This window comes from Acidovorax sp. NPDC077693, assembly GCF_044542805.1.
Taxonomy (GTDB): domain Bacteria; phylum Pseudomonadota; class Gammaproteobacteria; order Burkholderiales; family Burkholderiaceae_C; genus Acidovorax.
The window spans coordinates 299673-322472 of the sequence record NZ_JBITVD010000004.1; the positions used below are offsets into that span (position 1 = coordinate 299673).

Sequence of the window (22800 nt, forward strand, 5' to 3'; positions counted from 1 at the left end):
CTACTTATTCACGCAACTCACACTATCCAGTTCACCAGCCCGATCAAGCCGATCACCAGCAGGAAGACAGCCACCAGGCCGACCACGATGATGTGCAGCGGATTGAGCTTCTCCACATCCTGCTGGTACTCGCTGCCCTTGCGCAGGCCGATCAGCGACCAGGCCACGGCGCGCACCGTGCGCAGCAGCGAGCCCTTGCGTTCGTGCGGCTTAGCAGCCACTGCGGGCTGCTCCACCGGTGCGCTCATGACCCTGCCCCTGTGACCAGAGCTGCCGGGAGCACGCTGCCCACGGCCGCTGTCGATTCAGGTGCTGGGGGCGTCTTGCCACCGACTTCGAAGAAGGTGTAGGACAGCGTGATCGTGGTCACGTCCTTGGACAGGCGCGGGTCGATCACGAAGGCCACCGGCCACTCCTTCTTCTCACCGGGCTCGAGCGTGTACTGGTTGAAGCAAAAGCACTCGAGCTTGTTGAAATGCGCTGCCGCCTGACGGGGCGCATAGCTCGGGATGGCCTGGGCCGCCATGCGGCGGTTTTGCACGTTCTGGAACTCGTACATCACCGTCGTCAGCTCGCCAGGGTGCACTTGCACCGAACGCTGCGCGGGCTTGAAGTCCCAGGGGCCGCGCGCATTGGCGTCGAACTCGACGGTGATGGTGCGGGTCTTGTCCACCTGCGTGTTGGCAGGCACCTTCACGTCCTTGCCCGCCACGCCGTTGCCTGGCACCTGCCGCTCGGAGAGCGACAGGATGTTGATGCCCGTCATCTCGCAGATGTGCTTGTAGATGGGGATCAGCACATAGCCGAAGGCGAACATGCCGGCCGCGATCACGACCAGCTTGCCGACCATCTTGGCGTTTTCGCGGTGCAGGCTCATGGCAGTCGGTGCGTTGTTCAGCGGGACATCAGCACGACCTTGACCATGAACCCGACGAAGAAGACGACGGCCACGGAAGCAAGGATCAATGCCATCCGCAGGTTGCTCTTCTTTTGTTCGGGCGTCATGGGCATGGCATCAACCGATCACGCGGGTTGCCGTGGCATCCAGCTTGGGTGGGTTTTCAAAGGTGTGGAACGGTGCAGGCGATGGCACTTCCCACTCCAGGCCTTCGGCTCCGTCCCAGGGCTTGGCGGGGGCCTTTTCGCCCTTGCCGCGCATCGCGGGGACCACCACGGCCAGGAAGAAGTACACCTGCATCAGGCCGAAACCGAACGCGCCCACCGAAGCGATGGCGTTGAAGTCTGCGAACTGCATGGGGTAGTCGGCATAGCGGCGGGGCATGCCGGCCAGGCCCAGGAAGTGCATCGGGAAGAACGTGATGTTGAAGGTGATCAGCGAGCCCCAGAAGTGGATCTGGCCGCGCTTTTCGGAGTACATCACGCCGGTCCACTTGGGCAGCCAGTAGTAGACGCCAGCGAACATGGAGAACAGCGAGCCGGCCACCAGCACGTAGTGGAAGTGGGCCACCACGTAGTAGGTGTCCTGCAGCTGGATGTCGATGGGCGCCATGGCCAGGATCAGGCCGGTGAAGCCACCCATCGTGAACACGAAGATGAAACCCACTGCGAACAGCATGGGGGTCTCGAACGTCATGGAGCCGCGCCACATCGTGGCGATCCAGTTGAAGATCTTCACGGCCGTGGGCACGGAGATCAGCATGGTGGCGTACATGAAGAACAGCTGGCCCGTCACAGGCATGCCGGTCGTGAACATGTGGTGGGCCCACACGATGAACGACAGGATGGCGATCGACGAGGTGGCGTACACCATGGAGGCGTAGCCGAACAGCTTCTTGCGGGCGAACGCGGGCACGATCTGGCTGATGATGCCGAAGGCCGGCAAGATCATGATGTACACCTCGGGGTGGCCGAAGAACCAGAAGATGTGCTGGTACATCACCGGGTCGCCGCCGCCGGCGGGGTTGAAGAAGCTGGTGCCGAAGTGGCGGTCCGTCAGCGTCATGGTGATGGCGCCAGCCAGCACGGGCATCACGGCGATCAGCAGGTAGGCGGTGATGAGCCAGGTCCAGGCGAACATGGGCATCTTCATCAGCGTCATGCCGGGGGCGCGCATGTTCAGGATGGTCACGATGATGTTGATCGAGCCCATGATGGACGAGGCACCCAGGATGTGCATCGCGAAGATGCCAGCGTCCATGGAGGGGCCCATCTGCAGCGTCAGCGGTGCGTACAGCGTCCAGCCGGCAGCGGGTGCGCCACCGGGCATGAAGAACGAGCTCACCAGCATCAGCGCCGCAGGAATCATCAGCCAGAAGCTGAAGTTGTTCATGCGCGCGAAGGCCATGTCGGAGGCGCCGATCTGCAGCGGGATCATCCAGTTCGCAAAGCCCACGAAGGCCGGCATGATGGCGCCGAACACCATGATCAGGCCGTGCATGGTGGTGAGCTGGTTGAACAGCTCGGGATTGACCAGTTGCAGGCCGGGCTGGAACAGCTCGGCGCGGATCAAGAGGGCCAGGATGCCGCCCACCATCAGCATGGTGAAGGAGAACAGCAGGTACAGCGTACCGATGTCCTTGTGGTTGGTGGCGAACACCCAGCGGCGCCAGCCGGTGGGACCATGGTGGCCATGGTCGTCGTGTGCGTGGTCGCCAGCGTGCCCGTGGTTGTCGAGAACTGCGCTCATGTTGGATTCCTCAATCAATACGTAGGGCGATGATTACTTGCCGCGCTGGGCCACGATTTCAGCCGGCTGCACCAGCTGTCCGGTCTTGTTGGACCAGGAGTTCTTCGTGTAGGTCACCACAGAGGCGATATCGGTATCGCTGAGCTGCGCCCAGGAAGGCATCGCACCATTGGCCGCGCCCTTGAGCAGGATCTGGATCTGCTTGGCGTGGTCGGCGTCGAGCACGATGGCCGAGCCGTCCAGTGGCTTGATGGGGCCGGCGCCCTTGCCGTTGGCCTGGTGGCAGGCTGCGCAGTTGGCGGCGTACACCTTCTCGCCGCGCTTCATGATGTCGTCCATCGTCCAGACCTTGGTCGGGTCGTCCAGCTTGGCGGCGGCCTTCTTCTTCTGGTCGGCCACCCACGCCGTGTAGTCCTCGGCGGAGACGACCTTCACGTGGATGGGCATGTAGGCGTGTTCCTTGCCGCACAGCTCGGCGCACTGGCCGTAGTAGTCGCCGATCTTCTCGGCGCGGAACCAGGTGTCGCGCACGAAGCCAGGGATCGCATCCTGCTTGATGCCGAAGGCGGGCACCATGAACGCGTGGATCACGTCGTTGGCGGTGGTGATGATGCGGATCTTCTTGTTGACCGGCACCACCATCGGGTTGTCGACCTTGAGCAGGTAGTTGGCGGGCGCTTCCTTGACGTTGCCGCTGTCGGACATCACGCGGTGGCTGCTGTCCAGCGTGGAGATGAAGGCCAGGCCCTCGCCTTCGCCGGTGATGTAGTCGTAGCCCCACTTCCACTGGTAGCCCGTGGTCTTGATGGTGAGGTCGGCGTTGGTCGTGTCCTTTTGCGCCACCAGCACCTTGGTCGCCGGCAGGGCCATCAGGATCACGATGATGAAGGGGACGATGGTCCAGACCACTTCGACAGTGACGGACTCATGGAAGTTGGCCGCCTTGGCACCCTTGGAGCGGCGATGTTTCCAGATCGAGTAGAACATCACGGAGAACACTGCCACGAAGATCACCGTGCAGATGATCAGCATCATCCAGTGCAGGAAATGCTGCTCTTCTGCGATCTTGGTGACGGGCGGGGCCAGGTTCAGCTGGTTGACTGCGGGGCCGCCAGGCAGGTCCTGAACGGCATGGGCTACGGAACCTACCCATGCACCGGCAATCAGCAGCAGAGAAGCCAGCTTGTTGGAAATGCTCTTCATAGTTCTCACTTACTTCTAAGCCTCAATTTAACCAATCCCCTGTGTGCGCCTGCGTGGGGTCAGGCTGCGCGCAAGGCCATGCGGATCTCCGATGCCAGGGCCGGGCGAAGCTCGGGGCGCACGTAACGCCCCACGTCTATCGACCGTCCTTGGCCAGACAAGGTGATCAGCGATCGGTCGCCGGTCTTGGGTTCCACACGGACCCAGTGCCGGTCGAATTCGGCGCGTTTCAGCTTGCCTGCTGTCTCCTGCTCCACCACCAGGCGCGAGCCCTGCAGTGAAATCCTCTCGCCGTCGGCCGCATGACGTCCGTACATGGCGAATGCCCATCCAACAACCACTATCTCCAGCCATGCGAACGGCATGACCAGCCGGGCTCCGAGCATCCAGAAAAAAGTCGCAATGCCCAGTGATACCGAACACAGCGACAGGTACATCCACCCCATCTGCGCGGGGGTGACCGAGCAGTTGCGAGCCAGGCGCCAATCGATGCGCTGGCCCGAGACAGTGGCAAAACGAAAGATCAAGCCTGTCACCGGTGGTGCTCACAAGACCGGCGACTGCCGCCGCACCAGCAAAAATACCGGTGCTGCATGCGCAGCCGCCACGTTGCGCGGGAGGATGTGCCCGAAATCCCAATAACCCTGAATTGTACCGTGCCTTGTTCCACATCATTGACACGCTGTTGCAAGTGAAGGCCATACCCCCATATGGGTGCGCCGCCTTCGCAACACTCTCGAAAAGCAAGTCTGGAAAACCCTGTGCGGGCCTGCCCGGTCAGGGGTTGCGCGGCCCGCCGTTGTGACCGTCCTTGCTGCCCTGGCGCAGCATGGCGCGCATGTCCTGCAGCGACACGGCGCTGCTCTCGCTCACGCGCAGGCGGGGCGCGGGCTTGAAGGCGTGGCCGTAGATGATCTCGAAGGTCAGTGCCAGTTGCCCGCCTTCCGCCGGGTCGGACAGCCGCTCTGCCAGCGCCTCGTACAGGCGGTCCCGCCAGCGCCGGCCGCGCAGCGCGCCGAAGCGCTCGGGATGCAGATTGCAGCCGAGTTCGCGCAGCTCCTGCACCAGCCGCTCGGGCGTGGCAAAGGTCAGCCGGATGCGCTCCATGTCCATCACGGGCTCGGCGAAGCCGGCGTGCACCAGCATGTCGCCCCAGTCGTGCATGTCCGTGAAGGCATGGCCTGCCGGCGGCCAGACCAGTGCGGCGTAGACGGCATGCAGCTCGCGCAGGGTGTCCGGGCCCAGGCACGAGAACATCAGGTAGCCGTCCACCGCCAGGGCACGGTGCCACTGGCCGATCAGCGCCTGCGGGTCGGCGGCGGTGTGCAGCGCCATGTTGGCCCACAGCATCTGAACGCTTGCATCCGGCGGCATGCCGAACTGCGGGCTGCCCGCACCCCAGCGCGCGGGGCTCCACCAGGGCTTGGCCAGGGAATGCTGCGCTGCGCCGTCATGCCGGGGCGCGCTTTCGTAGACCTGGCAACGTGCCTTGGGATAGCGGGCACTCACCAGCGCATGGCCCTGCAGGCCGCCGCGCAGGGCGTCCCAGTGGCACCAGGATTCGGGGGGCTTGCGTATCCACTGCAGGCGGTCTTCCATGCGGCGCGCCACTTCTTCGTGCAGCCAGGGCGATGTGGCGGGCGCAGCCGCATGCCAGCGGGCTGCGGCGGTGGGGTCGATGGTGGGGGGACGCTCGGAAGACATGGAGGGGTGTGCACGGGGACGCGCGAGTATATTGATTCATGCTCTTCAAGGCCCTTCTAGGGATTTCCCGCCGCACGCGCGCCTCGGCCGCCCACATTCCCAGCCAGTGCGCGGTGTGCCATGCCTGGCCGTCGCAAAGGATGTGCAATGCCTGCGCCGCGCGGTTCGCCCAGCCGGCTGCACGCTGCCAGCGCTGCGCCCTGCGCGTGCCGGACGGAGTCGCCGTCTGCGGGGCCTGCACGCTGCACCCTCCGCTGTTCGATGCCTGCATCGCAGCTGTGGACTACGCCTACCCCTGGGCGGACATCCTGGGCGACTTCAAGTTCCGCGGCGATGCAGGGTGGGCGGCCACGCTGGCGACGCTGATGCGCAGCACGCCCTGGATCGAACCTGCGCTGGAGGCCGCCGACCGCGTGCTGCCCGTGCCGTTGTCCACCGACCGCCTGCGCGAGCGGGGCTTCAACCAGTCGGCGCTGCTGGCGCGGCAGCTGGCTGGCGCCAAGGCCGACGCGCTCACCCTGCTGCGCATCCATGCCACCGAAGCCCAGAGCAGCCTGCCGCGCGCGCAGCGCCTGCGCAACCTCCACGGCGCCTTTGCGGTGGAACCGGCACGCGCCGCCCGCCTGCAGGGCCAGCGCGTCGTGCTGCTGGACGACGTGATGACCACCGGAGCGACCCTGCATGCCGCCACACAAGCCCTGCGCGAAGCCGGCGCGGCGCACGTCACGGCCATCGTGCTGGCCCGCACCGGGGCCGACTGACGGGATACTTTTGATTACCAGCGGTTGCTCAACTCACACTTGCGACGATGACAATAGGGGCCTATGTTCCATATCGTCCTCGTCGAGCCAGAGATCCCGCCCAACACAGGGAATGTGATTCGCCTGGCGGCCAACACGGGCTGCACGCTCCATCTGATCGAACCCCTGGGGTTCTCGATGGACGACCGGCAGATGCGCCGTGCCGGGCTGGATTACCACGAATACGCCCAGGTGCAATGCCACGCCGGGTGGACCGCCTTCCTGCGCGACGCGCAGCCGGACCCGGCGCGCATGTTCGCCATGACCACGCACGGCTCGCAGCCGGTGCACTCCACCCCGTTCTTCCTGGGCGACTGGCTGGTCTTCGGCGCCGAGACGCGCGGCCTGCCGCCCGAGCTGCGCGACAGCTTCCCGCCCGCCCAGCGCCTGCGCCTGCCGATGGTGGCGGGCCAGCGCAGCCTGAACCTGTCCAACGCGGTGGCGGTGACCGTGTTCGAGGCGTGGCGCCAGAACAGCTTCGCCATGCCCGATGGCGGCATCGAAGTGGAACCTGAAGGCACGATCATCAGCGGCTTTGCGCAGCTGAGCTGATCCAGGCCGGCTCCGCTTGCGGCAAAGCTGCCCGGACTGCACGGCCTGGGCTCAAGACAAGCCGCACCAGCACGGTAGTGGCACCGCGCATTACCCGGCACGTTGGAGTTTGAACAAGGCAGGCAAAACGCCTTGCCTGCCTTGCCTCGCCCGGTCCAGTCCATCCCAGTCAGGACCTAGGGATCCTCTGCACGCATCGAGCTGCCACGTGTGCGCTGCGGATCGGGATGGAGTGCAAGGCGCAAAACGCAGCCATAGCCGTAGCCATAGCCATAGCTATTGCGAGTATTGGCAACGCCGCAGGCCGCCCGAGACCGCAGATGCACACGGCGCGATGATTCGTGCAGAGGGTCCCTAGCTCTTCTGGCGCTGCTGCTCCGCCATCGCCAGCGGCACCTGCTCGCTGAGGAAATCCAGAAACACCTTGGTGCGTGCCGGCAGCATGCGGCCCGAGGGCAAAGCAGCGTAGACGGTGTAGCGCGAGAAGATCCACGCGGGCAGGATGTGCACCAGCTCGCCCCGTGCGAGGTGCTCTTCCGCCAGCAGGCGCGAAGTGACGGCCACGCCGGCGCCGTCCACGGCGGCGCGCAGCAGCAGCTCGGTGCTCACGGACTGCAGCACCGCGGGCATGTCGATTTCCTGCGCGGGCTGCTTGCCGCTGAGCGACTGCAGGCGCAGCTTGCGCCCGGGCCCCGCTTGCGAGCGCGCGGCCATGCCTGAGTCGCGCAGGTGGTCGTGGTGCACCAGGTCCTGCGGTTCGCGCGGAATGCCGCGGCGCTCCAGGTAGTCCGGCGATGCGACCACGATCGCTTCGCCCTGCAGCAGGGGCCGCGCCACGATGTTGGCGTCGAAGTCCTCGCCCGCGACCATGATGGTCACATCGAACTCGTCCACGCGGGCCATCGCGAAAGCGTCGATGCTGATGTCCAGCATCAGCTTGGGGTAGTGGGCATGCCACAGCGCCACCATGGGCGCGAGGAAATTGCTGGCCAGCACGGGCGCTGCCACGATGCGGATGGTGCCGCGCAGGTCGCGCGTGCTGGCGGCGGCCGCGGCTTCGGCGTCATCGATCTCGTGCAGGATGGTGTGCACGCGCTGCAGGTACGACTCCCCCGCATCGGTGAGCGCCAGCTTGCGCGTCGTGCGCTGCAGCAGGCGCGTGCCCAGGTGCTGCTCCAGCTCGGCCACCATGCGGGTGACCACCGGCGGCGACATGTCCATGGCGCGGGCGGCGGCGGCAAAGCCGCCCTCCTCCACCACGCGCTCGAAGACCTTCATGGCTTGCAGACGGTCCATGGTTCAAGCCTCCTGCCTAAAAACACGAGCGTCTAACGAGAGCGCAGTCCGTGGAACACGCGCGATCCAGGCCAGCGACCGCCGCGCAAGGGCCGCCCAAGCTGAGCAGCGGCGCTTCCCTTGCGTGCGCTGGCGGTGTCCCCCTTCCCGAATGGCGCAGCCATTCGAGAGAAGGGGGAAGCGGCACAGCCGCTCAGGGGGTTGTCCTTCTACGCCGGAGCGCCGAAGTTGCGCGCCAGCGATTCCGCCACGCACACCGGCTTGTCGCTGCCCTCGCGCTCCACGGTCACCAGCCACGTCATCTGCATGCCATCGGGCGCCACGGGCTCGGCGGCCTGCAGCGTCAGGCGCGCACGCAGGCGGCTGCCCACCGGCACCGGCGCGGTGAAGCGCACCTTGTTGAGCCCGTAGTTCACGCCCATGCGCGAGCCCTCGATGGCCAGGCCCGTCTCGAAGAACTGCGGGATCAGCGACAGCGTGAGAAACCCGTGCGCGATCGGCGCGCCGAACGGCCCGGCCTTCGCACGCTCGGGGTCCACATGGATCCACTGGTGGTCGCCCGTGGCCTGGGCGAACAGGTTGACCTGTTCCTGCGTGATGGTGATCCAGTCGGTCACGGCGACCTCCTGGCCGACGCTGGCGCTGACTTCGGAGTAGGAGCGGAAGATTTTCATCGCCCCAATGTAGCGCCGCACCCGGGCGCGCCTTGTCTGGCGCGGGACAGCAGGTGTTTTCCCGCAGGATTTCTTGTTTCACAGCGTCCTTCAAAACCGCGTCCGTCATGCGTCGAGCCAGGTGCGGATGCCTTGCCATTGCTCCAGGTCCCGCGCCACACGGCCCGGCGCCACGTCGAACAGCGTGAGGCCGTGCGCCGCCAGGTGCACATAGTTCTGCGTGTCGCGCAGATAGCCCAGGACCGGAAACCCCAGCGTGGCCACGAAGTGGTGCAACTGCTCGGCCGCCTTGGTGCGCCCATCCACCCGCATGCCCACGATGCCCACTGGCACGCCCGCTGCGTGGCGGTGCTCGGCCAGTTGGTCCAGAAAACTGCGCGTGGCAAAGATGTCGAACACGCTGGGCTGCAGCGGCACGATGACCTTGTCGGCCAGCTTGAGCACGTCGTTCAGCCGCCAGCCATGCAGGCCGGCAGGCGTGTCCAGCACCGCGTGCGTCGTGCCCTTGGGCGGGCGGCTGATCACGTCCGAGCTGGCATCCCAGGCTCCGATGGTGCGCGCGGCCGGAGGCCGCAGGCCCAGCCACAGTTTGGCGGACTCCTGCCGGTCCGTGTCGCCCAGGATCACGGGGTGCCCCTGGCTCGCAAAGTAGCCCGCGATGTTGGTGGACAGCGTGGACTTGCCCACGCCGCCCTTGGGATTGGCGACAACGATCACTGGCATGGCGAGCTCCTTCGAATCTTTGGGTTCATGAAAACTACAAGCCGAATCGTGCCCTACCGCTTGATGGATAAGCGCTAGCAGCTATTAAATTCAGAGCAAAACCGTGCAGACCGCACGGACCGCACAAACCACCAGCACGGCGGCACTGCAGCCACCCGGGCCGGTCCGCCCTCAGGCGTGCTGCCCGCCCCGCTTCACAAAGAACAGCCCCGCACCCACCGCCATCAGCAGCCCGCCGAACACCCGATTCTGCGTGCGCACGGCCCGCGCACTGCGCATGAGGCGGCGCAGCGCGCTGGCCCCGAAAGCGTAGCCGTGCATCACCACCACGTCCACCGTCAGCGTGGTGGCGGCCATCACCAGCAGTTGCGTCCACAGCGGGCGGGTGTCGGTCATGAACTGTGGCAGCACGGCCACCATGAAGATGATGCCCTTGGGGTTGGTGGCATTGGTCAAAAAGCCCGTCAGGCAGCGCTTTTGCCAGGTGCCCGCCGACGCGGCATCGTCGCCCTGCACGGGCGACGCATCGCCCGCGCGCCATTGGTTGAAGCCGACGTAGATCAGGTAGCAGGCGCCCAGCACCTTCACGATGCTGAAGGCCACCTCGGACGCCAGCAGCAGCGAGCCCACACCCGCGCCTGCGACCAGCAAGATCAGCAGCAGCCCCAGCTGCAGGCCCAGGATGGTGGCGCCCGTCTTGCGCACGCCGTACGACAGGCCGTGGCTCATCGACAGCACGGCGCCGGAGCCCGGCGACACCGCTATCAGGCACGATGCCGCAAAAAACGCCAGCCAGGTCTGCAAGTCCATGAGGTCACACCAAGAGAAAGCCAAGAGGGGCCCGCATCTTAGCAACGCGGCCTGCCTGGCGGCTTGACGCAGGCAAAAACAGCCGCTCGCGCTCAGCCACCCAGCGCAAGCAGCTATCAAAACAGAAGCACGCCGGTGGACTGCCGCGCAACCACGTCAGGCTGGTGCAGGAAACAAGGCACACCCGCTGCCGCGCGGCCTCAGCGGTGCCAAAATCCATGCCATCCGTACGCCTTTAGCACGGGCATGCGGACGTGCGGCCTCAAGCCCCGCACAGGCCCGCTCGTACGTTCCGCACACGCTCCCCCACACCTTGAACAGGCCACGGCTTTGACCGTCGCCCCACAGCCTTTATTCAGACATGGAACACGCCCCTACCTGGCTCACCTACGGCTTCCTGTACCTCACCGCCGCGGTGCTGGCCGTGCCCATTGCCAAGGCGCTGGGCCTTGGGGCCATCATCGGTTACCTGGCGGCGGGCATCGCCATCGGGCCCTGGGGCCTGGGGCTGGTGAGCAACGTGCAGGACATCCTGCACTTCGCTGAATTCGGCGTGGTGCTGATGCTGTTCCTCGTCGGGCTGGAGCTGCAACCGAGCCGCCTGTGGGCGCTGCGCCGCCCCATCTTCGGCACGGGCTCCGCGCAGGTGCTGGGCTGTGCGGCCGTGCTGTTTGCGCTGGGTGCCCTTGCCGGACTGCCCTGGCGCGTGAGCCTGGTGGGCGCCCTGGGCCTGGCCTTGTCATCCACAGCCATCGCGCTGCAGTCGCTGGCCGAGCGCAACCTCATGCGCACCCAGAGCGGGCAAGCGGGCTTCTCCATCCTGCTGTTCCAGGACGTGGCGGCCATCCCCATCCTGGCGCTGCTGCCGGTGCTGGGCGCCGCTGCGGGCGACGGCGCGGGCCACACGCCGGGCGAGATGGCGCTGGAGGTGCTCAAGATCGTGGGCGTGATCGCCGCCATCATCCTGGGCGGGCGCCTGCTGCTGCGCCCCGTGCTGCGCTGGATCGCCAAGAGCAACACGCCCGAGATCTTCACCGCCGCTGCGCTGCTGCTGGTGGTGGGCATCGCCTACCTGATGGTGATGGTGGGCCTGTCGATGGCGCTGGGCGCCTTTCTGGCCGGCGTGCTGCTGGCCGACAGCGAATACCGGCGCGAGCTCGAAGCCGACATCGAGCCCTTCAAGGGCCTGCTGCTCGGGCTGTTCTTCATCGCCGTGGGCATGAGCATCGACTTCGGCGTGATCCTGCGCTCGCCCGGCCTCATGGCCGCCATCCTGGTCGGCTTTCTCGCAGCCAAGGCGATCGTCATCTACACCCTGGCCAAGCTCGTCAACATCCCCTACCAGGAGCGCCCGGTGTTCACGCTGCTGCTGGCCCAGGGCGGCGAGTTCGCTTTCGTGGTGTTCCAGGCCGCCGCCGGTGCCAGCGTGTTCCCGGCCGAGACCGCATCCCTGCTGATCGGCGCGGTGGCGCTGTCGATGCTGATCAGCCCGCTGCTGCTGGTGGTGCTCGACCGGGCGCTGCTGCGCCGCTACGCCCACGTCAAGGCCCCCGCGGCCGAGGAAATCTCCGAGCCGCAAGAGGCGCCCATCATCATCGCGGGCTTCGGCCGCTACGGGCAGATCGTCTCGCGCGTGCTGCTGGCCCAGGGCTTTCGCACCACAGTCCTGGACCACAGCGTGGAGATGCTGGAAGTGGCGCGCACCTTCGGCTACCGCGTGTTCTACGGTGACGCCACGCGCCTGGACCTGCTGCGCATCGCGGGCGCCGAGCACGCCCGCATCCTGGTGGTGGCGGTGGACGATGCCGAGCAGTCCCTCAAGATCGCCAAGCTCGCACGCGAGCACTTCCCCCACCTGCAGATCGTGGCCCGCGCCCGCGACGTCACCCACTGGAACAAGCTGCGCGACGCAGGCGTGACGCTGGTGCAGCGCGAGCTGTTCGAGTCCAGCCTGCAAAGCGCGCACACCGTGCTGGAACTGATGGGCCTGACACCCGCCGAAGCCACCGCCATCGCCCAGCGCTTTCGCGCCCACAACATCGCGCTGGCCGACCGCATGTACCCGCACCACAAGGACCGCGCCAAGTTCATCGCCGTGGCGCGCGAGGGACGCAACCAGTTTGCGGAGCAGATGGCGAGGGAGCGGCAGGAGAGCGCGGCGTTGGACGCTGCGGGTGGCGCGTATCCTGGGTATGGCGCGGCGGAAAGTAGGGATGGTGGTGAAGAGCCTGCCAGCGTTCAAAAATTGGATGAAAACAAGCACTAGCCCTGATCGCCGAAAATTCATATCGCCAAGCATTGCGCTTTGGCAACTGGTGCAGTCAGAGTTCTGCGCGCCGCATACGGAGAATGGGTGTGGTTTGAGATGGGTCTGGCTGGGATCCATTCCACCGACTATGCAGATAGCGTTTTCTGAAAAGCTTTGAAGTCTTCGGAGAGGCTTTTTTTGAAACGGTCTGTCGTGCGTGACTCTGGCTTCCAGCGGTCCGTTTTGGCCAACCACTGCCGGAAATTCGCCCGCATAAACATCTGCCCCGACTCTTTAAGATCCATGTCGGAGAGGTAAAAGTGCTCGGGCTTCTCTCGATACCTCGTGACCAAGCTCACAGTTGCAAGACTCATTTCATCCAAGGCCTGCGCAACGCCCAAGGAGATGCACAGCGCCCTATCCCGATAAGCTGTGTTCTTGTTGCGCGGAAGGAGCAGAGGATTTGAGAGGTAGAGATCCCCAAACTTCCGGCAGAGAGCGTCATGCAACTCGGTGAGGGTCTTGTCGGTTGCCTCCCTGACGCAAGACATGCAGACACCCTGGGCCGCCTTCAGAGTCTCTTCGAGCGCTAGCCGTCCGCACGCGCTGCAAACCCCACGAGCGGGTTCCATAGAAATCTCCCGAAGTAAAAATGCGATCTTGGTCCAGCAGCTTTTGGGGCTGCATGGAAAGGCTCCGTTCAAATAGCACAGCGCCCATGGCAGGGTTCGGACGCTAAAGAATCAACGGCCAGCAGGCTCCAGCGTCAACACATGCAGCACCGCACGCTGATCCGGCACAACCTCGACATCGGTCCAACCGCCCACGCCAGCGGGACGCGCATGGCCCCGTGTGCAGGCTGCCACCAGCGCGACCCCTGGCTGCGGCTGCACGGTCAGGCGCACCGGCGGTGGAGTGCGGTCTTGTGCGCCCACGGCAATCTCGTAGCGCTTGGCGATGAACTGGGTAGAGCGACCGAACTGTGCACCCAGCGCGCGCAATGGCGCGTCCGCCAGGCAGTAACGCTGGCGCAGGTTGGCTTTTGCGAGGGCCTGCTGCGTCATCAGGGCGTACCCGGGGCGCAGCCGGTAGCGGATGTCCAGCGTCTGGCCCGCGGGCAGCGCCACGCCCAGTGTGCGCTGCGCGCGCCACTGGGCGAGGTGGTCGGTGCCCGAGGTGCCCACCGCACCTGCGCGGACCAGTTGAGCGAGCAGGTCGGCAGAGATGCCTTCGGTGGGGACGAACGGGGGCGTGTCGGCGATCAGCCAGGGGTTGATGCCGGCCTGTTGCAGCAGGGTAGAAACATCCACGGCGCCTTTGCCTGCCACTGCCTTGACGGATTCCGTCAGGGGAACAGGCTGCCCCGCGCTGAGAACACGCAGCTCGGGAAAATGGCGGTCCGGGTACGTTTCCGAATCCCCCAGCCAGCCGTACAGCGGGCCTTGAATCACCCACTGCGCTGGCGCTGGCCGTGTGGGTTGAGCCGTCAGCGAGACGGTCACTTCACCCCCCTCCATGCGCACCGCGCTGCGGGCGATCACGCTGCGTGGCGATGAATCCTGCGGTGCAGAGAGCATGCGGGGGGCGACTCCCTCGCTGGTGTCGTCGGCCATGGCGGCGTGGCCCAGACACAGGCTGCCGATGACCGCTGCGGCACAGCGGGCAGCGGCGCGCAGCCGCGACGAACGCTCATGAATTGCAACGGTCATGGCGCAGTGGTCTGGTAGCGGTAGACCTTCGGAGGGTCGGGCCGCCAGTACCGCAAGGATGCAGGCATGTAGGCCGGTCCGTTCGGGCGGGTGGCGGTGAAGATGTCGTTTTGCTGCGTCCAGCTCCTGCCGCTGGCGTTGACGCGCGCGGTGGTGGCGTCTTCCTTCTGGAGTGCGGAGCCTGCATAGATCGCCATGTGGTTCGGCCAGGACAGCACATCGCCCACCTGCATCGGCTCATCGGACGCCAGCAGGCGAAACAGCCCCGACTGCCGCGCATAGGTGGGAAAGGTACCCGAAGGCTGATAGTCGTAAGGAAAGCCTGCCGCGCGGTAGATAAGGAAGGTTGTCCCGCTGCAGTCCCCGGCCACTCCTTTGACGGACGAAGAGCCCCGCAGCGAATAGGCGGTTCCTTTCCAGGTCGCAGCCTCCTTGATCAACGGAAGGGCCTCGTTGGCGGTGATATCGCGCCTTGTCGTTTGCGTCATGTCGGAAAGGTTTTGGGAAGTGGGTGCACAGCAGACACCTGGGCTGCACTGAGCGTGCAGTAATGCAGCCAGCTCGCCCTCGCTCGGTGCGTTTGCAAAGCCCGCGATGGTATCGGCCGGAACCGCTCTTTTAGCGCTGCAATTCGTTGGAATGTGTGCCACATCCGAAACATTTGCAGCAAACTGCTTCTGCATTAAAAAACGCCGTCAAGCGCTCATCCCAGCACATCCCTCCCCTGTGCCGCCTTATCAAACAAGAACTATTCGCATTACAATCAGCATCCGACAGCAAGCCGACGTCCCGACCCAGTGATGTGAGCCAGCACCTTTCGTTTTTCCGCTCACACCAACGGGATCCCCATGTCTTTTCAGCTTCCGCACGCTGCGGCTGTGTCTACTTCGCCGCGGGCATCGCGCGCGCGCCCGCGGCAGGCCGCTATCCTCGCATTGACGCCGCTGGCCTTGTGCCTGGCCCAGGCCGCCGCCGCGCAGCAGACGGCCCCTGCAGCTCCAGAGGCCGCCTCCCCCAACGCTACCGCCCCCCAGCTGCAAGAAGTCCGCATCAACGCCAGCACCGAAAAGGACATGGGCTTTGCCCCGGTCGAGGCCCAAACCGCCGGCAAGGCGCCCATGCGCCGGCTGGAGACGCCGCAGTCGGTGAGCGTGGTCACGCGCGAGCAGATGGAGTCGCGCCAGATCGTGAACGTGCAGCAGGCGCTGCAAACCGTGGCGGGCGTGAGTCCCGTCAACTTCGGGCGCCGGGGGTTTGACGACATCAACATCCGCGGCTTTCGCTCTACCGAATCCATCCTGGTCGACGGCCTGGTGCAAAGCCCCGGCATGTGGGCCAAGCTGCAGCCCTACGGCTACGAGCGCTTCGAGGTGCTCAAGGGTTCGGCGTCGGTGCTGTACGGCCAGGTGCAGCCCGGCGGCATCGTCAACGCGGTGAGCAAGCGGCCCAAGAAGGACGCGCTGAACGAAGTGGGCGTCGAGGTGGGCAGCTTCGGCCAGCGCACGCTGCAGGCCGACGTGAACAAGCCGCTGTCCGAATCGGGCAAGACGGCGCTGCGCATCAACGCCCAGGTGTCCAACGCCGACGACCCGACGCAGTTCGTCTACCGCAAGGACCGGTGGTTCGCGCCCTCGCTCTCCATCGACCTGGGCGCGCAGACCGACCTGGTGCTGTTTGCCACCTACAGCCGCAGCGAGTGGATGCGCCAGCAGGGCATCACGCCGTATGGCACGCTGCTGCCCAACCGCAACGGCACGCTGTCCCGCACGATGTTCACCGGCGAGCCTGCCTTTGGCGTGTACGACGTGGAGAGCACCACGCTGGGCTATGCGCTGGAGCACAAGGTGTCCGACGCGATGACCTTCCGCCAGAACGTGCGCTACGAGACCGAGAAGGGCACGGGCAACTTCGTCTCCAACCAGGCGCTGCAGGCCAACCAGCGGCTGCAGAACCGCCAGGCCTCGCGCCAGTACATGGACTACGACCTGCTGGCCACGGACACCTCGCTGCTCACGCGCTTCGAGGCGCTAGGCGCCAAGCACCAAATCGTCACGGGCCTGGACGTGCGCAGCGGCCACAGCCTGCTGGCCAGCCGCACCTGCCGCATCGGCGCGCTGGATTTGTTCGCGCCCGTCTACGGCATGCAGGCCGTGTGCCCCACGGCGCTGACCAGCGACGCGCCCGCCAAGCTCACCGTGGCCGGTTTGTATGCGCAGGACCAGATCAAGTTCGGCCAAGGCTGGACGGCCCTGGTGGGCCTGCGCCGCGACTGGTCCACCAACGACACCGACAACCGCGTGACCAACACGCAGACGCGCCAGAAGGACAGCGCCACCACGCTGTCCGCCGGCCTGGTGTATGAGTTCAAGCCCGGCTGGGCCGCGTACGGCAGCTACGGCGAGTCCTTTCTTCCCCAGTCGGGCCTGACGTTTGCGGGCTCGCCTTTCGTGCCCGAGACCGGCAAGCAGTGGGAAGCCGGCGTGAAGTACGAGTCGCCCAATGGCCAGCTCACCGGCGCCCTCGCCGTCTTCGACCTGGTGCGCGAAAACGTGACCACGGCCGACCTGGCAAACACCGGCTTCAGCGTGCAGACCGGCCAGCAGCGTGCGCGCGGCCTCGAGGTGGAACTGGGCGCAGACATGAAGAACGGCTGGAAGCTGACCAGCGCCTACACCTACACACAGACCAAGGTCACGCGCGACAACAACGCCGCCATCGTGGGCCTGCCGCTGAACCTCACGCCGCGCCACACGCTCACGGCCTGGGCCACCTACAAGCTGCCAAAGGTCCAGCGCATCACGCTGGGCATGGGCGGGCGCTATGTCAGCGAGCAGATCGGCTCCTACCCGTTCACGCTGCCGTCGTATGTGGTGGCCGATGCGTCCATCAGCTACGCGGGCGACAACTACCGCGTGACGGCCGGCGTGAAGAACGTGTTCAACAAGGCGTACTACGACGGCGCGATCAATGCCAACGTGGTCTCGCCCGCGTTGCCGCGCAGCTTCAACCTGGGCGTGACGTATTTCTTCTGACCGCAGCGCCATCACTCCGCCACCGCCAGCCGACCATGACCAGCCAGCGCACCCTGAACCGCCTTTTCGTGCTGCACTCCTGGGCGGGCATCGTCACGGGGCTGCTGCTGTTCATCGTGTGCTTCTCGGGCGCGGTGGTGGTGTTCAAGAACGAGATCGACCTGTGGGCCAACCCGTCGCTGGCGCAGTTGCCACGCTCTGACAAACCCGCGTCGCTCGACGTGGTGCTGACGCAGTTGCACACCCGCTACCCCGGCGCCACGGTGGAGACCATCGCGCTGCCCGATGCGGTCAACCCGAGCTACTTCGCCTTCGTGCGCGAGCGCGGCGCGCCGGCCAGCACGCGGACCAAGGTGGCACTGCGCTCGGACACGGGCGCGGTGGTGGGCCCGGTGGACAGCCAGCTCGGCCAGTACCTGCGCATGCTGCACGTGTTCCTGTTCTTCGGGCCGCGGTGGATCGTGGGCTTTCTCGGCGCGGCCATGCTGGTGCTGATCGTCACGGGCATCGTCATCCACCGCAAGATCCTGGCAGAGCTCTTCACCCAGCGCTGGGGCCGCAGCTTTCGCGTGGTGATGTCCGACCTGCACAAATCCGCGGGCATCTGGGGTTTGTTCTTTCACATCCTGATCGCCACCACAGGCGCGTGGATGGGCCTGGCGCCGCTGTTCGAGCAGGGCTACAAATACGTGACCACCGCCAACAGCAACACCAGCGGCACCGATGCCGCCAAAGCCCCCAAGCCTGCGCGCAAGGCCGCGGGCGATGCCGCAGAGCCCGTGCGCATGCAGTCGCTCGATGCCCTGTACGCCACCGCGCAGCAGGCCGTGCCGGGGCTGGAGGCGCGCTACGTGTCGATGCGCCGCTGGGGGACTGATACCGCTGAGGCGGGCTTCACCGGCAACCTGAGCGACCACCTGGCCAGCACTGCGCGGGTGGACATCAACGCCGCCACCGGCGTGCCGAAGAAGGTGCACGACCCGCGCACGGCCGGCTTCTGGTCGCTGGTCAATGGCCTCATGGAGCCGCTGCACTTTGGCGACTTCGGCGGGCTGGCGCTCAAGTGGTTGTATTTCTTGCTGGGCATGACGCCCGCGTTCCTGTCGATCTCGGGCACCTTGATCTGGCTCGACGCGCGCCAGCAACGCCGGCGCGAGGCCGAGGCCGCAGGCGGCGGCATCGCTGCGGCGAGTTGATGGTCATTGAACCGGTCACGCTGGGCCTGCGGAAGCACCGCGCAAGGCTTCGACAGGCTCAGCCCGAACGGTATTGAATGATTGAAAGCCCGTCTTTGCGAGGCCCATCCACTCCCATGTCCACCTCCAGGCCCCCCATTCGTTTTTCTCCTTGACCATGCAACGCTTCTTCCTGGCCCTGCACGCCACCACGCCCGCCGCGCTCGTCGTGGCGGTGTTCGTGCATTTATGGGGGCCTTCCGGCATGCCGTCGCTGGCCCAGCGGCCGGTATGGGCGACGTGGGTGCTCATCGGCGCGTGGCTACTAATGTCGGGCATGGCCGCATGGGCGCTGCGCACGCTCGCGCTGTGGCGCGTGGCGCTGGGCGGTGCGGGTGCCATGCTGGCCATCGCCGGCGTCGTGGGCCTGGCGCTGGGCAGCGCGCACGCGGTGGGCATGTGCGCCAGCCTGCTCGCCGTGGGCCTGGCGTTTGCGGGCATCGCCGCCTTCATCGGGCCGCGGCGGGTGCAGGCCCACCGGCGCAAGGCAGCGCGCCACGCCACCGTGGCCACATCGGGCCCTGCAGCGCACCCGGTCGCTCCCCGTCCGCGCTGGCATCCGCGCGGCTGGGGCCGCCTTGTGGTGCCGGCGCATCTGCCCTTCTGGCTGAGCGGCCTGCTGGCTGTGGAGTCTTTCCGCCTGGCCCACATCGTAGCCACCGAACCCGCGCGCTCGTCCGGCATGCTGGGCCTGCTGCTCGCCTTCTTCATCGCCCTGCCCGCCGCCACGCTGCGCCACTGGGCGCCGCGCACCACCGTGCTGCTGTGGGCGGTGGCCGCGCTGGCCTATGGCGGCCTGGCGGCCAAGGCGGGGCTGGTGCAGTGGGCTGTGGCGTGTGCACTGTGCGCAGTGGCAGCCGGGGCCCCACTGCTGTTGCGCGCGCGGCGGGCACTGCGCTGGCGGCAGACGGGCAGTAACGCGCCGCACCCACCAGCCCCAGCGGCGGACCCTCACCCCCCGGAGGCTGCATGAACGAATTCACCGGCCTGTGCGCCGCAGTCGCTTCGCTGATGGCCCTGACCTGCTGGGCGCGCAGCGTGCCCACCCGCGCGTGGGGCGACGGCAGTCCCGCACCCCGCCGCGCCTGGGCCGTGGCACTGGCCACCGTCGTGCTGCAGGTGCTGACCGCGACTGCAGCGGCGGGGCTGGCTGCAGGCGTCGCCCTGGTGGTTGCCGCCTGGATGGTGCTGGGCTGGCTGCTGGTGCTGGCCATGAACCAGTGGCCCACTGCCAGCCTGCAGTGGGCTCGCCGGCTGGGCGCGCTGGGCGGCGCGGGCTGCGTGCTGGCGCTGGCGTGGCACTTCTTCTTCCAGACCTGAGCCTTCTTTCTTCAATCAAAAATGCCGCTACCGCTTGTTGAATAAGCGCTAGCAGATATCATTTTTATAGCATCACAACCACGCACTGAATGCTGAGTGCCCACCCGGCGCCACGGCACAATCGCGGCCATGGACCCCTCGCTGCTCGACGCCCCCTGGGTGCACACCCTGCGCTTTCTTCTGGAGGTGGCTGCCACCATCGCGTTCGCTCTGTCGGGCGTGATCGCTGCCGCGCGCAAGCGGCTCGACGCCGTGGGTGTGTGCGTGCTGGCCTTCGTCGCGGCCTTTGGGGGCGGCACGCTGCGCGACCTGCTGCTGGACCAGCGGCCCTTCTTCTGGATCCGCCACACCGGTTTTGTCTGGGGCATCCTGGCCCTGTGCGTGGGCGCGATGCTGTTCATGCGCCAGCGCCACTTCGAGCCCACCCAGCGCGCCATGCTCGTGCCCGACGCCATCGGCCTCGGCTTGTTCGCTGCGGTGGGAGTCGACATCGCCACCGCCGTCGGCATGGAGCCGATCATCGCCGTGATGATGGGCGTGATCACCGGCGCCTTTGGCGGCGTGCTGCGCGACGTGCTGTGCAACGAAGTACCCCAGGCCTTCAGCGACCACCGGCCGTATGCGCTGTGCGCGTTTGCCGGTGGCTGGGCCGACGTGGCCCTGCGCCACCTGCACGCGCCCGACTGGGCTCCGCTGGTGGCGTGTGTGCTGCTCACCGCGGGCCTGCGCGGCCTGGCGCTGTGGCGCAACTGGGAGCTGCCGGCCTGGCGGGTGTGAGGCGCGGCCAGACGCTGTGTGGACGCTCCGCGGCATGCGATGCGGCACACTGGCCTGCCGCCCCCGTGACAGCTGCGCACCGCCGCTACCTGCACACTGGGCCACGAGGAGCCATCGAACCATGACGACCCCCGACCACCCCACCCCCGCCCACCTGCGCGCCACAGCGCTCATCGACAGCGACGCCCCGGCCGTGCAGGCCTTCGCGGCCGAGCATGCACGCGGCGCCACTGACCGTGAGCGTGCCGTCGCCCTGTACCTGGCCGTGCGCGACGGCTTCCGCTACGACCCCTACCGCATCGACCTGTCGCCCGAGGGCATGGCAGCCAGCAGCGTGCTGGCCCACGGCCACGGCTGGTGCGTGCCCAAGGCCGCGCTGCTCACCGCCGCGTGCCGCGCAGCGGGCATCCCCGCGCGCATGGGCTTTGCCGACGTGCGCAATCACCTCTCCACCGAGCGCATGCGCGAGACCATGAAGACCGACCTCTTCATCTGGCACGGCTACACGGACATCTGGCTGGGTGGCCAATGGCGCAAGGCCACGCCGGCCTTCAACATCGAGCTGTGCGACCGCTTCGGGCTGCTGCCGCTCACGTTCGATGGCGAGAACGATTCGATCTACCACCCGTTCGACAAATCCGGCGCACGCCACATGGAGTACGTGCACCAGCGCGGCGCGTTTGACGACATGCCGCTCGCGCAGATCGTGGCGGATTTTCAGGCGGTGTACGGCGGTTGGCTCGACAGCGGCAGTGGTGCTAGCAGCAGCACCACCAGCGTGCTGCACGGCGCCAGCTTTGCCGACGATGTGGAGCAGGAGGCCGCGCGGTGACGTCCAACCCCTCCTCAGCGCACGCCCCTCTGCCGCAGATCCCCCAAGGTTTCGTGGCGCTGGCCTCGGGCGGGCCGTTCATTGAGCACAACGGCCCGCTGTATGTGCGGCACGAGGGCGACGTGGTGCGGTTCGGATTTCGGGTGGAGCACCGCCACGTCAACCCCATGAACAACCTGCACGGCGGCATGATGGCCAGCTTTTGCGACATGCTGCTGCCGCTGTCCGTGCACCGCAAGAGCACCGAGGTGGCCGACCGTTTTTTACCGACCATCAGCCTGCAGATCGACTACCTCGCCCCTGCCCCGCTGGGCGCGTGGGTGGAAGGCGAGGCCGATCCGCTGCGCATCACGCGCTCGCTGGTGTTTGCGCAGGGGCAGGTCACGGCCGATGGCGTGCCTTGCGCGCGGGTGAGCGGGGTGTTCAAGATCGGGCCGGCTGCTGCACGCAACGCGGTGGAATGAGCAGCTGCGGGAAGCCGGAAGCCGGAAGCCTATTTCCACATCACCTCTTCGACAGATTCATTCATAGATACATGATTTTGTCGATTTTCATTCATCTATGAATGAAAAGAGGGTTTTCACAACAATACAGTGAAATTCATAGATGTCAGAAAATTCAATTTGCACTAACATCTATGAATGCCCGTTCAAAACACCAGGCCCACTGACCACCCCCAGGCTGTGCTGCAGCAGATCGAATTGCTGGCGCAGAACATCGTGATCGCGCGCAAGCGCCGCAAGGAAACGCAGGCGCAGTGGGCGCAGCGGCTGGGGGTGTCGCAACCCACCATGGCGCGCATCGAACGGGGCGACCCATCCGTCGCGATGGCGTCCTACGTCATGTGCATGTGGATCATCAACCCGGCCCTGGGCCTGGCTGACCTGGTTGCGCCGCAAAACGACATGGCCTCGCTGGAACGGGAAGTGGCCCGGACCCGCAGCCGGCCCCAAGCCACCAGGGCTGCGGTGCAAGAGGCGCCCTCCACTGATGTGCGGCAAGGCCAGATGGGGTATTCGGAGCCGAAACCCGCAAAGGGAAAAACGGCCCAAGCCGAACCTCGGGCTTCTCACGTTGCGCGGGAAGCAACGACAAGTCCCTGGGGCCCACCACAGGATGACAACGTGCAGCGGGCCACGCAGGTAGCCGCTGGGCTGGGCATGTCCGATCACAAGACCAACAGCACCGCAGCGGGTTTGGCGGCCCTCATCGCCGGCCACAACAAGGTGCGGCCGTGA

25 protein-coding genes are annotated in these 22800 nt (G+C 66.2%); 11 read left to right on the forward strand and 14 right to left on the reverse strand.

The window, feature by feature from the left end; genetic code table 11:
- Positions 1–17 precede the first annotated feature (17 nt).
- The 7 genes from ACIGHN_RS07245 to ACIGHN_RS07275 form a co-directional block, all read right to left on the reverse strand.
- On the reverse strand, positions 18–248 hold the full coding sequence (locus ACIGHN_RS07245) for a DUF2970 domain-containing protein (RefSeq protein WP_396503834.1): 231 nt from the start codon (positions 246–248) through the stop codon (positions 18–20).
- Positions 245–877 carry a cytochrome c oxidase assembly protein gene (locus ACIGHN_RS07250; RefSeq protein WP_396503835.1) on the reverse strand — a complete coding sequence of 211 codons (633 nt, stop codon included), beginning with the start codon at positions 875–877 and terminating at the stop codon, positions 245–247. Before ACIGHN_RS07250 ends, ACIGHN_RS07245 begins: the two co-directional genes overlap by 4 nt.
- A gap of 17 nt (positions 878–894) precedes the next feature.
- Positions 895–1005 (reverse strand): cytochrome oxidase small assembly protein, encoded by a 111-nt coding sequence (locus ACIGHN_RS07255; protein ID WP_232727916.1) that lies wholly within the window; start codon positions 1003–1005, stop codon positions 895–897.
- Between the two features lie 10 nt (positions 1006–1015).
- Positions 1016–2647, reverse strand: coding sequence for a cytochrome c oxidase subunit I (gene ctaD / locus ACIGHN_RS07260; RefSeq protein WP_056167726.1), 1632 nt, complete (start codon positions 2645–2647; stop codon positions 1016–1018).
- Between the two features lie 33 nt (positions 2648–2680).
- The gene (gene coxB, locus ACIGHN_RS07265) at positions 2681–3850 is read right to left on the reverse strand and encodes a cytochrome c oxidase subunit II (protein WP_056417962.1); all 1170 of its coding nucleotides are present in this window, start codon (positions 3848–3850) and stop codon (positions 2681–2683) included.
- Between the two features lie 59 nt (positions 3851–3909).
- Positions 3910–4386 (reverse strand): DUF2244 domain-containing protein, encoded by a 477-nt coding sequence (locus ACIGHN_RS07270; protein WP_056417959.1) that lies wholly within the window; start codon positions 4384–4386, stop codon positions 3910–3912.
- 241 nt (positions 4387–4627) lie between these two features.
- Complete coding sequence (locus tag ACIGHN_RS07275; protein ID WP_396503836.1) at positions 4628–5554, reverse strand: biotin synthase; 927 nt, start codon at positions 5552–5554, stop codon at positions 4628–4630.
- Between the two features lie 38 nt (positions 5555–5592).
- Here ACIGHN_RS07275 and ACIGHN_RS07280 point away from each other — a divergent pair, with 38 nt between their 5' ends.
- Positions 5593–6315: a ComF family protein gene (locus ACIGHN_RS07280; protein ID WP_396503837.1), complete on the forward strand. Its 723-nt coding sequence runs from the start codon at positions 5593–5595 to the stop codon at positions 6313–6315.
- Between the two features lie 63 nt (positions 6316–6378).
- The gene (locus ACIGHN_RS07285; RefSeq protein ID WP_396503838.1) at positions 6379–6906 is read left to right on the forward strand and encodes a tRNA (cytidine(34)-2'-O)-methyltransferase; all 528 of its coding nucleotides are present in this window, start codon (positions 6379–6381) and stop codon (positions 6904–6906) included.
- Between the two features lie 354 nt (positions 6907–7260).
- On the opposite strand, the gene ACIGHN_RS07290 is transcribed toward ACIGHN_RS07285, so the two are convergent.
- The 4 genes from ACIGHN_RS07290 to ACIGHN_RS07305 all read right to left on the reverse strand — a co-directional run bounded on the left by ACIGHN_RS07290 (position 7261) and on the right by ACIGHN_RS07305 (position 10409).
- A complete protein-coding gene (locus tag ACIGHN_RS07290) occupies positions 7261–8202 on the reverse strand; it encodes a LysR family transcriptional regulator (protein WP_056417948.1) in 942 nt (313 codons plus the stop codon).
- Positions 8203–8411: 209 nt separating this feature from the next.
- Positions 8412–8876 carry a MaoC family dehydratase gene (locus ACIGHN_RS07295; protein ID WP_056417946.1) on the reverse strand — a complete coding sequence of 155 codons (465 nt, stop codon included), beginning with the start codon at positions 8874–8876 and terminating at the stop codon, positions 8412–8414.
- A gap of 105 nt (positions 8877–8981) precedes the next feature.
- Positions 8982–9599, reverse strand: coding sequence for an AAA family ATPase (locus ACIGHN_RS07300; protein WP_396503839.1), 618 nt, complete (start codon positions 9597–9599; stop codon positions 8982–8984).
- Positions 9600–9770: 171 nt separating this feature from the next.
- Entirely contained in the window at positions 9771–10409 is a 639-nt protein-coding gene (locus ACIGHN_RS07305; protein WP_396503840.1) for a LysE family transporter, read from the reverse strand.
- A gap of 361 nt (positions 10410–10770) precedes the next feature.
- On the opposite strand from ACIGHN_RS07305, the gene kefC reads away from it, so the two are divergent.
- Positions 10771–12675, forward strand: coding sequence for a glutathione-regulated potassium-efflux system protein KefC (kefC, locus tag ACIGHN_RS07310; RefSeq protein WP_396503841.1), 1905 nt, complete (start codon positions 10771–10773; stop codon positions 12673–12675).
- A 128-nt stretch (positions 12676–12803) separates the two neighbouring features.
- Here the strand turns inward: kefC and ACIGHN_RS07315 are convergent, their stop codons facing one another.
- The 3 genes from ACIGHN_RS07315 to ACIGHN_RS07325 form a co-directional block, all read right to left on the reverse strand.
- Positions 12804–13289, reverse strand: a complete 486-nt coding sequence (locus tag ACIGHN_RS07315; protein ID WP_396503842.1) for a hypothetical protein — start codon at positions 13287–13289, stop codon at positions 12804–12806.
- 111 nt (positions 13290–13400) lie between these two features.
- Positions 13401–14366 carry a hypothetical protein gene (locus ACIGHN_RS07320; RefSeq protein WP_396503843.1) on the reverse strand — a complete coding sequence of 322 codons (966 nt, stop codon included), beginning with the start codon at positions 14364–14366 and terminating at the stop codon, positions 13401–13403.
- The gene (locus ACIGHN_RS07325) at positions 14363–14854 is read right to left on the reverse strand and encodes a hypothetical protein (RefSeq protein ID WP_396503844.1); all 492 of its coding nucleotides are present in this window, start codon (positions 14852–14854) and stop codon (positions 14363–14365) included. The genes ACIGHN_RS07320 and ACIGHN_RS07325 overlap by 4 nt, the downstream gene beginning before the upstream one ends.
- Positions 14855–15214: 360 nt before the next feature.
- On the opposite strand from ACIGHN_RS07325, the gene ACIGHN_RS07330 reads away from it, so the two are divergent.
- The 8 genes from ACIGHN_RS07330 (at position 15215) to ACIGHN_RS07365 (ending at position 22800) form a co-directional block, all read left to right on the forward strand.
- Positions 15215–17398, forward strand: a complete 2184-nt coding sequence (locus ACIGHN_RS07330; RefSeq protein ID WP_396503845.1) for a TonB-dependent siderophore receptor — start codon at positions 15215–15217, stop codon at positions 17396–17398.
- A 35-nt stretch (positions 17399–17433) separates the two neighbouring features.
- Positions 17434–18594 (forward strand): PepSY-associated TM helix domain-containing protein, encoded by a 1161-nt coding sequence (locus tag ACIGHN_RS07335; protein ID WP_396503846.1) that lies wholly within the window; start codon positions 17434–17436, stop codon positions 18592–18594.
- A 157-nt stretch (positions 18595–18751) separates the two neighbouring features.
- A complete protein-coding gene (locus tag ACIGHN_RS07340; protein ID WP_396503847.1) occupies positions 18752–19606 on the forward strand; it encodes a hypothetical protein in 855 nt (284 codons plus the stop codon).
- A complete protein-coding gene (locus tag ACIGHN_RS07345; protein WP_396503848.1) occupies positions 19603–19953 on the forward strand; it encodes a hypothetical protein in 351 nt (116 codons plus the stop codon). The genes ACIGHN_RS07340 and ACIGHN_RS07345 overlap by 4 nt, the downstream gene beginning before the upstream one ends.
- Positions 19954–20082: 129 nt before the next feature.
- Positions 20083–20730 carry a trimeric intracellular cation channel family protein gene (locus ACIGHN_RS07350; protein ID WP_056167676.1) on the forward strand — a complete coding sequence of 216 codons (648 nt, stop codon included), beginning with the start codon at positions 20083–20085 and terminating at the stop codon, positions 20728–20730.
- A 121-nt stretch (positions 20731–20851) separates the two neighbouring features.
- Positions 20852–21562 (forward strand): transglutaminase family protein, encoded by a 711-nt coding sequence (locus ACIGHN_RS07355; protein WP_396503849.1) that lies wholly within the window; start codon positions 20852–20854, stop codon positions 21560–21562.
- The gene (locus ACIGHN_RS07360; RefSeq protein WP_396503850.1) at positions 21559–22026 is read left to right on the forward strand and encodes a PaaI family thioesterase; all 468 of its coding nucleotides are present in this window, start codon (positions 21559–21561) and stop codon (positions 22024–22026) included. The genes ACIGHN_RS07355 and ACIGHN_RS07360 overlap by 4 nt, the downstream gene beginning before the upstream one ends.
- Positions 22027–22245: 219 nt before the next feature.
- Complete coding sequence (locus ACIGHN_RS07365) at positions 22246–22800, forward strand: helix-turn-helix transcriptional regulator (RefSeq protein ID WP_396503851.1); 555 nt, start codon at positions 22246–22248, stop codon at positions 22798–22800.

What these genes read in the sequence shown, in the direction of transcription:
- ACIGHN_RS07315 (WP_396503842.1), bottom strand. Translation starts at nt 13,289, where the DNA reads ATGGAACCCGCTCGTGGGGTTTGCAGCGCGTGCGGACGGCTAGCGCTC.
- ACIGHN_RS07345 (WP_396503848.1), top strand. Translation starts at nt 19,603, where the DNA reads ATGAACGAATTCACCGGCCTGTGCGCCGCAGTCGCTTCGCTGATGGCC.
- ACIGHN_RS07250 (WP_396503835.1), bottom strand. Translation starts at nt 877, where the DNA reads ATGAGCCTGCACCGCGAAAACGCCAAGATGGTCGGCAAGCTGGTCGTG.
- coxB (WP_056417962.1), bottom strand. Translation starts at nt 3,850, where the DNA reads ATGAAGAGCATTTCCAACAAGCTGGCTTCTCTGCTGCTGATTGCCGGT.
- ACIGHN_RS07350 (WP_056167676.1), top strand. Translation starts at nt 20,083, where the DNA reads ATGGACCCCTCGCTGCTCGACGCCCCCTGGGTGCACACCCTGCGCTTT.
- ACIGHN_RS07280 (WP_396503837.1), top strand. Translation starts at nt 5,593, where the DNA reads ATGCTCTTCAAGGCCCTTCTAGGGATTTCCCGCCGCACGCGCGCCTCG.
- ACIGHN_RS07285 (WP_396503838.1), top strand. Translation starts at nt 6,379, where the DNA reads ATGTTCCATATCGTCCTCGTCGAGCCAGAGATCCCGCCCAACACAGGG.
- ACIGHN_RS07320 (WP_396503843.1), bottom strand. Translation starts at nt 14,366, where the DNA reads ATGACCGTTGCAATTCATGAGCGTTCGTCGCGGCTGCGCGCCGCTGCC.
- ACIGHN_RS07330 (WP_396503845.1), top strand. Translation starts at nt 15,215, where the DNA reads ATGTCTTTTCAGCTTCCGCACGCTGCGGCTGTGTCTACTTCGCCGCGG.
- ctaD (WP_056167726.1), bottom strand. Translation starts at nt 2,647, where the DNA reads ATGAGCGCAGTTCTCGACAACCACGGGCACGCTGGCGACCACGCACAC.
- ACIGHN_RS07325 (WP_396503844.1), bottom strand. Translation starts at nt 14,854, where the DNA reads ATGACGCAAACGACAAGGCGCGATATCACCGCCAACGAGGCCCTTCCG.
- ACIGHN_RS07275 (WP_396503836.1), bottom strand. Translation starts at nt 5,554, where the DNA reads ATGTCTTCCGAGCGTCCCCCCACCATCGACCCCACCGCCGCAGCCCGC.
- ACIGHN_RS07295 (WP_056417946.1), bottom strand. Translation starts at nt 8,876, where the DNA reads ATGAAAATCTTCCGCTCCTACTCCGAAGTCAGCGCCAGCGTCGGCCAG.
- ACIGHN_RS07290 (WP_056417948.1), bottom strand. Translation starts at nt 8,202, where the DNA reads ATGGACCGTCTGCAAGCCATGAAGGTCTTCGAGCGCGTGGTGGAGGAG.
- ACIGHN_RS07300 (WP_396503839.1), bottom strand. Translation starts at nt 9,599, where the DNA reads ATGCCAGTGATCGTTGTCGCCAATCCCAAGGGCGGCGTGGGCAAGTCC.
- ACIGHN_RS07335 (WP_396503846.1), top strand. Translation starts at nt 17,434, where the DNA reads ATGACCAGCCAGCGCACCCTGAACCGCCTTTTCGTGCTGCACTCCTGG.
- ACIGHN_RS07340 (WP_396503847.1), top strand. Translation starts at nt 18,752, where the DNA reads ATGCAACGCTTCTTCCTGGCCCTGCACGCCACCACGCCCGCCGCGCTC.
- ACIGHN_RS07305 (WP_396503840.1), bottom strand. Translation starts at nt 10,409, where the DNA reads ATGGACTTGCAGACCTGGCTGGCGTTTTTTGCGGCATCGTGCCTGATA.
- ACIGHN_RS07355 (WP_396503849.1), top strand. Translation starts at nt 20,852, where the DNA reads ATGACGACCCCCGACCACCCCACCCCCGCCCACCTGCGCGCCACAGCG.
- ACIGHN_RS07245 (WP_396503834.1), bottom strand. Translation starts at nt 248, where the DNA reads ATGAGCGCACCGGTGGAGCAGCCCGCAGTGGCTGCTAAGCCGCACGAA.
- ACIGHN_RS07255 (WP_232727916.1), bottom strand. Translation starts at nt 1,005, where the DNA reads ATGACGCCCGAACAAAAGAAGAGCAACCTGCGGATGGCATTGATCCTT.
- kefC (WP_396503841.1), top strand. Translation starts at nt 10,771, where the DNA reads ATGGAACACGCCCCTACCTGGCTCACCTACGGCTTCCTGTACCTCACC.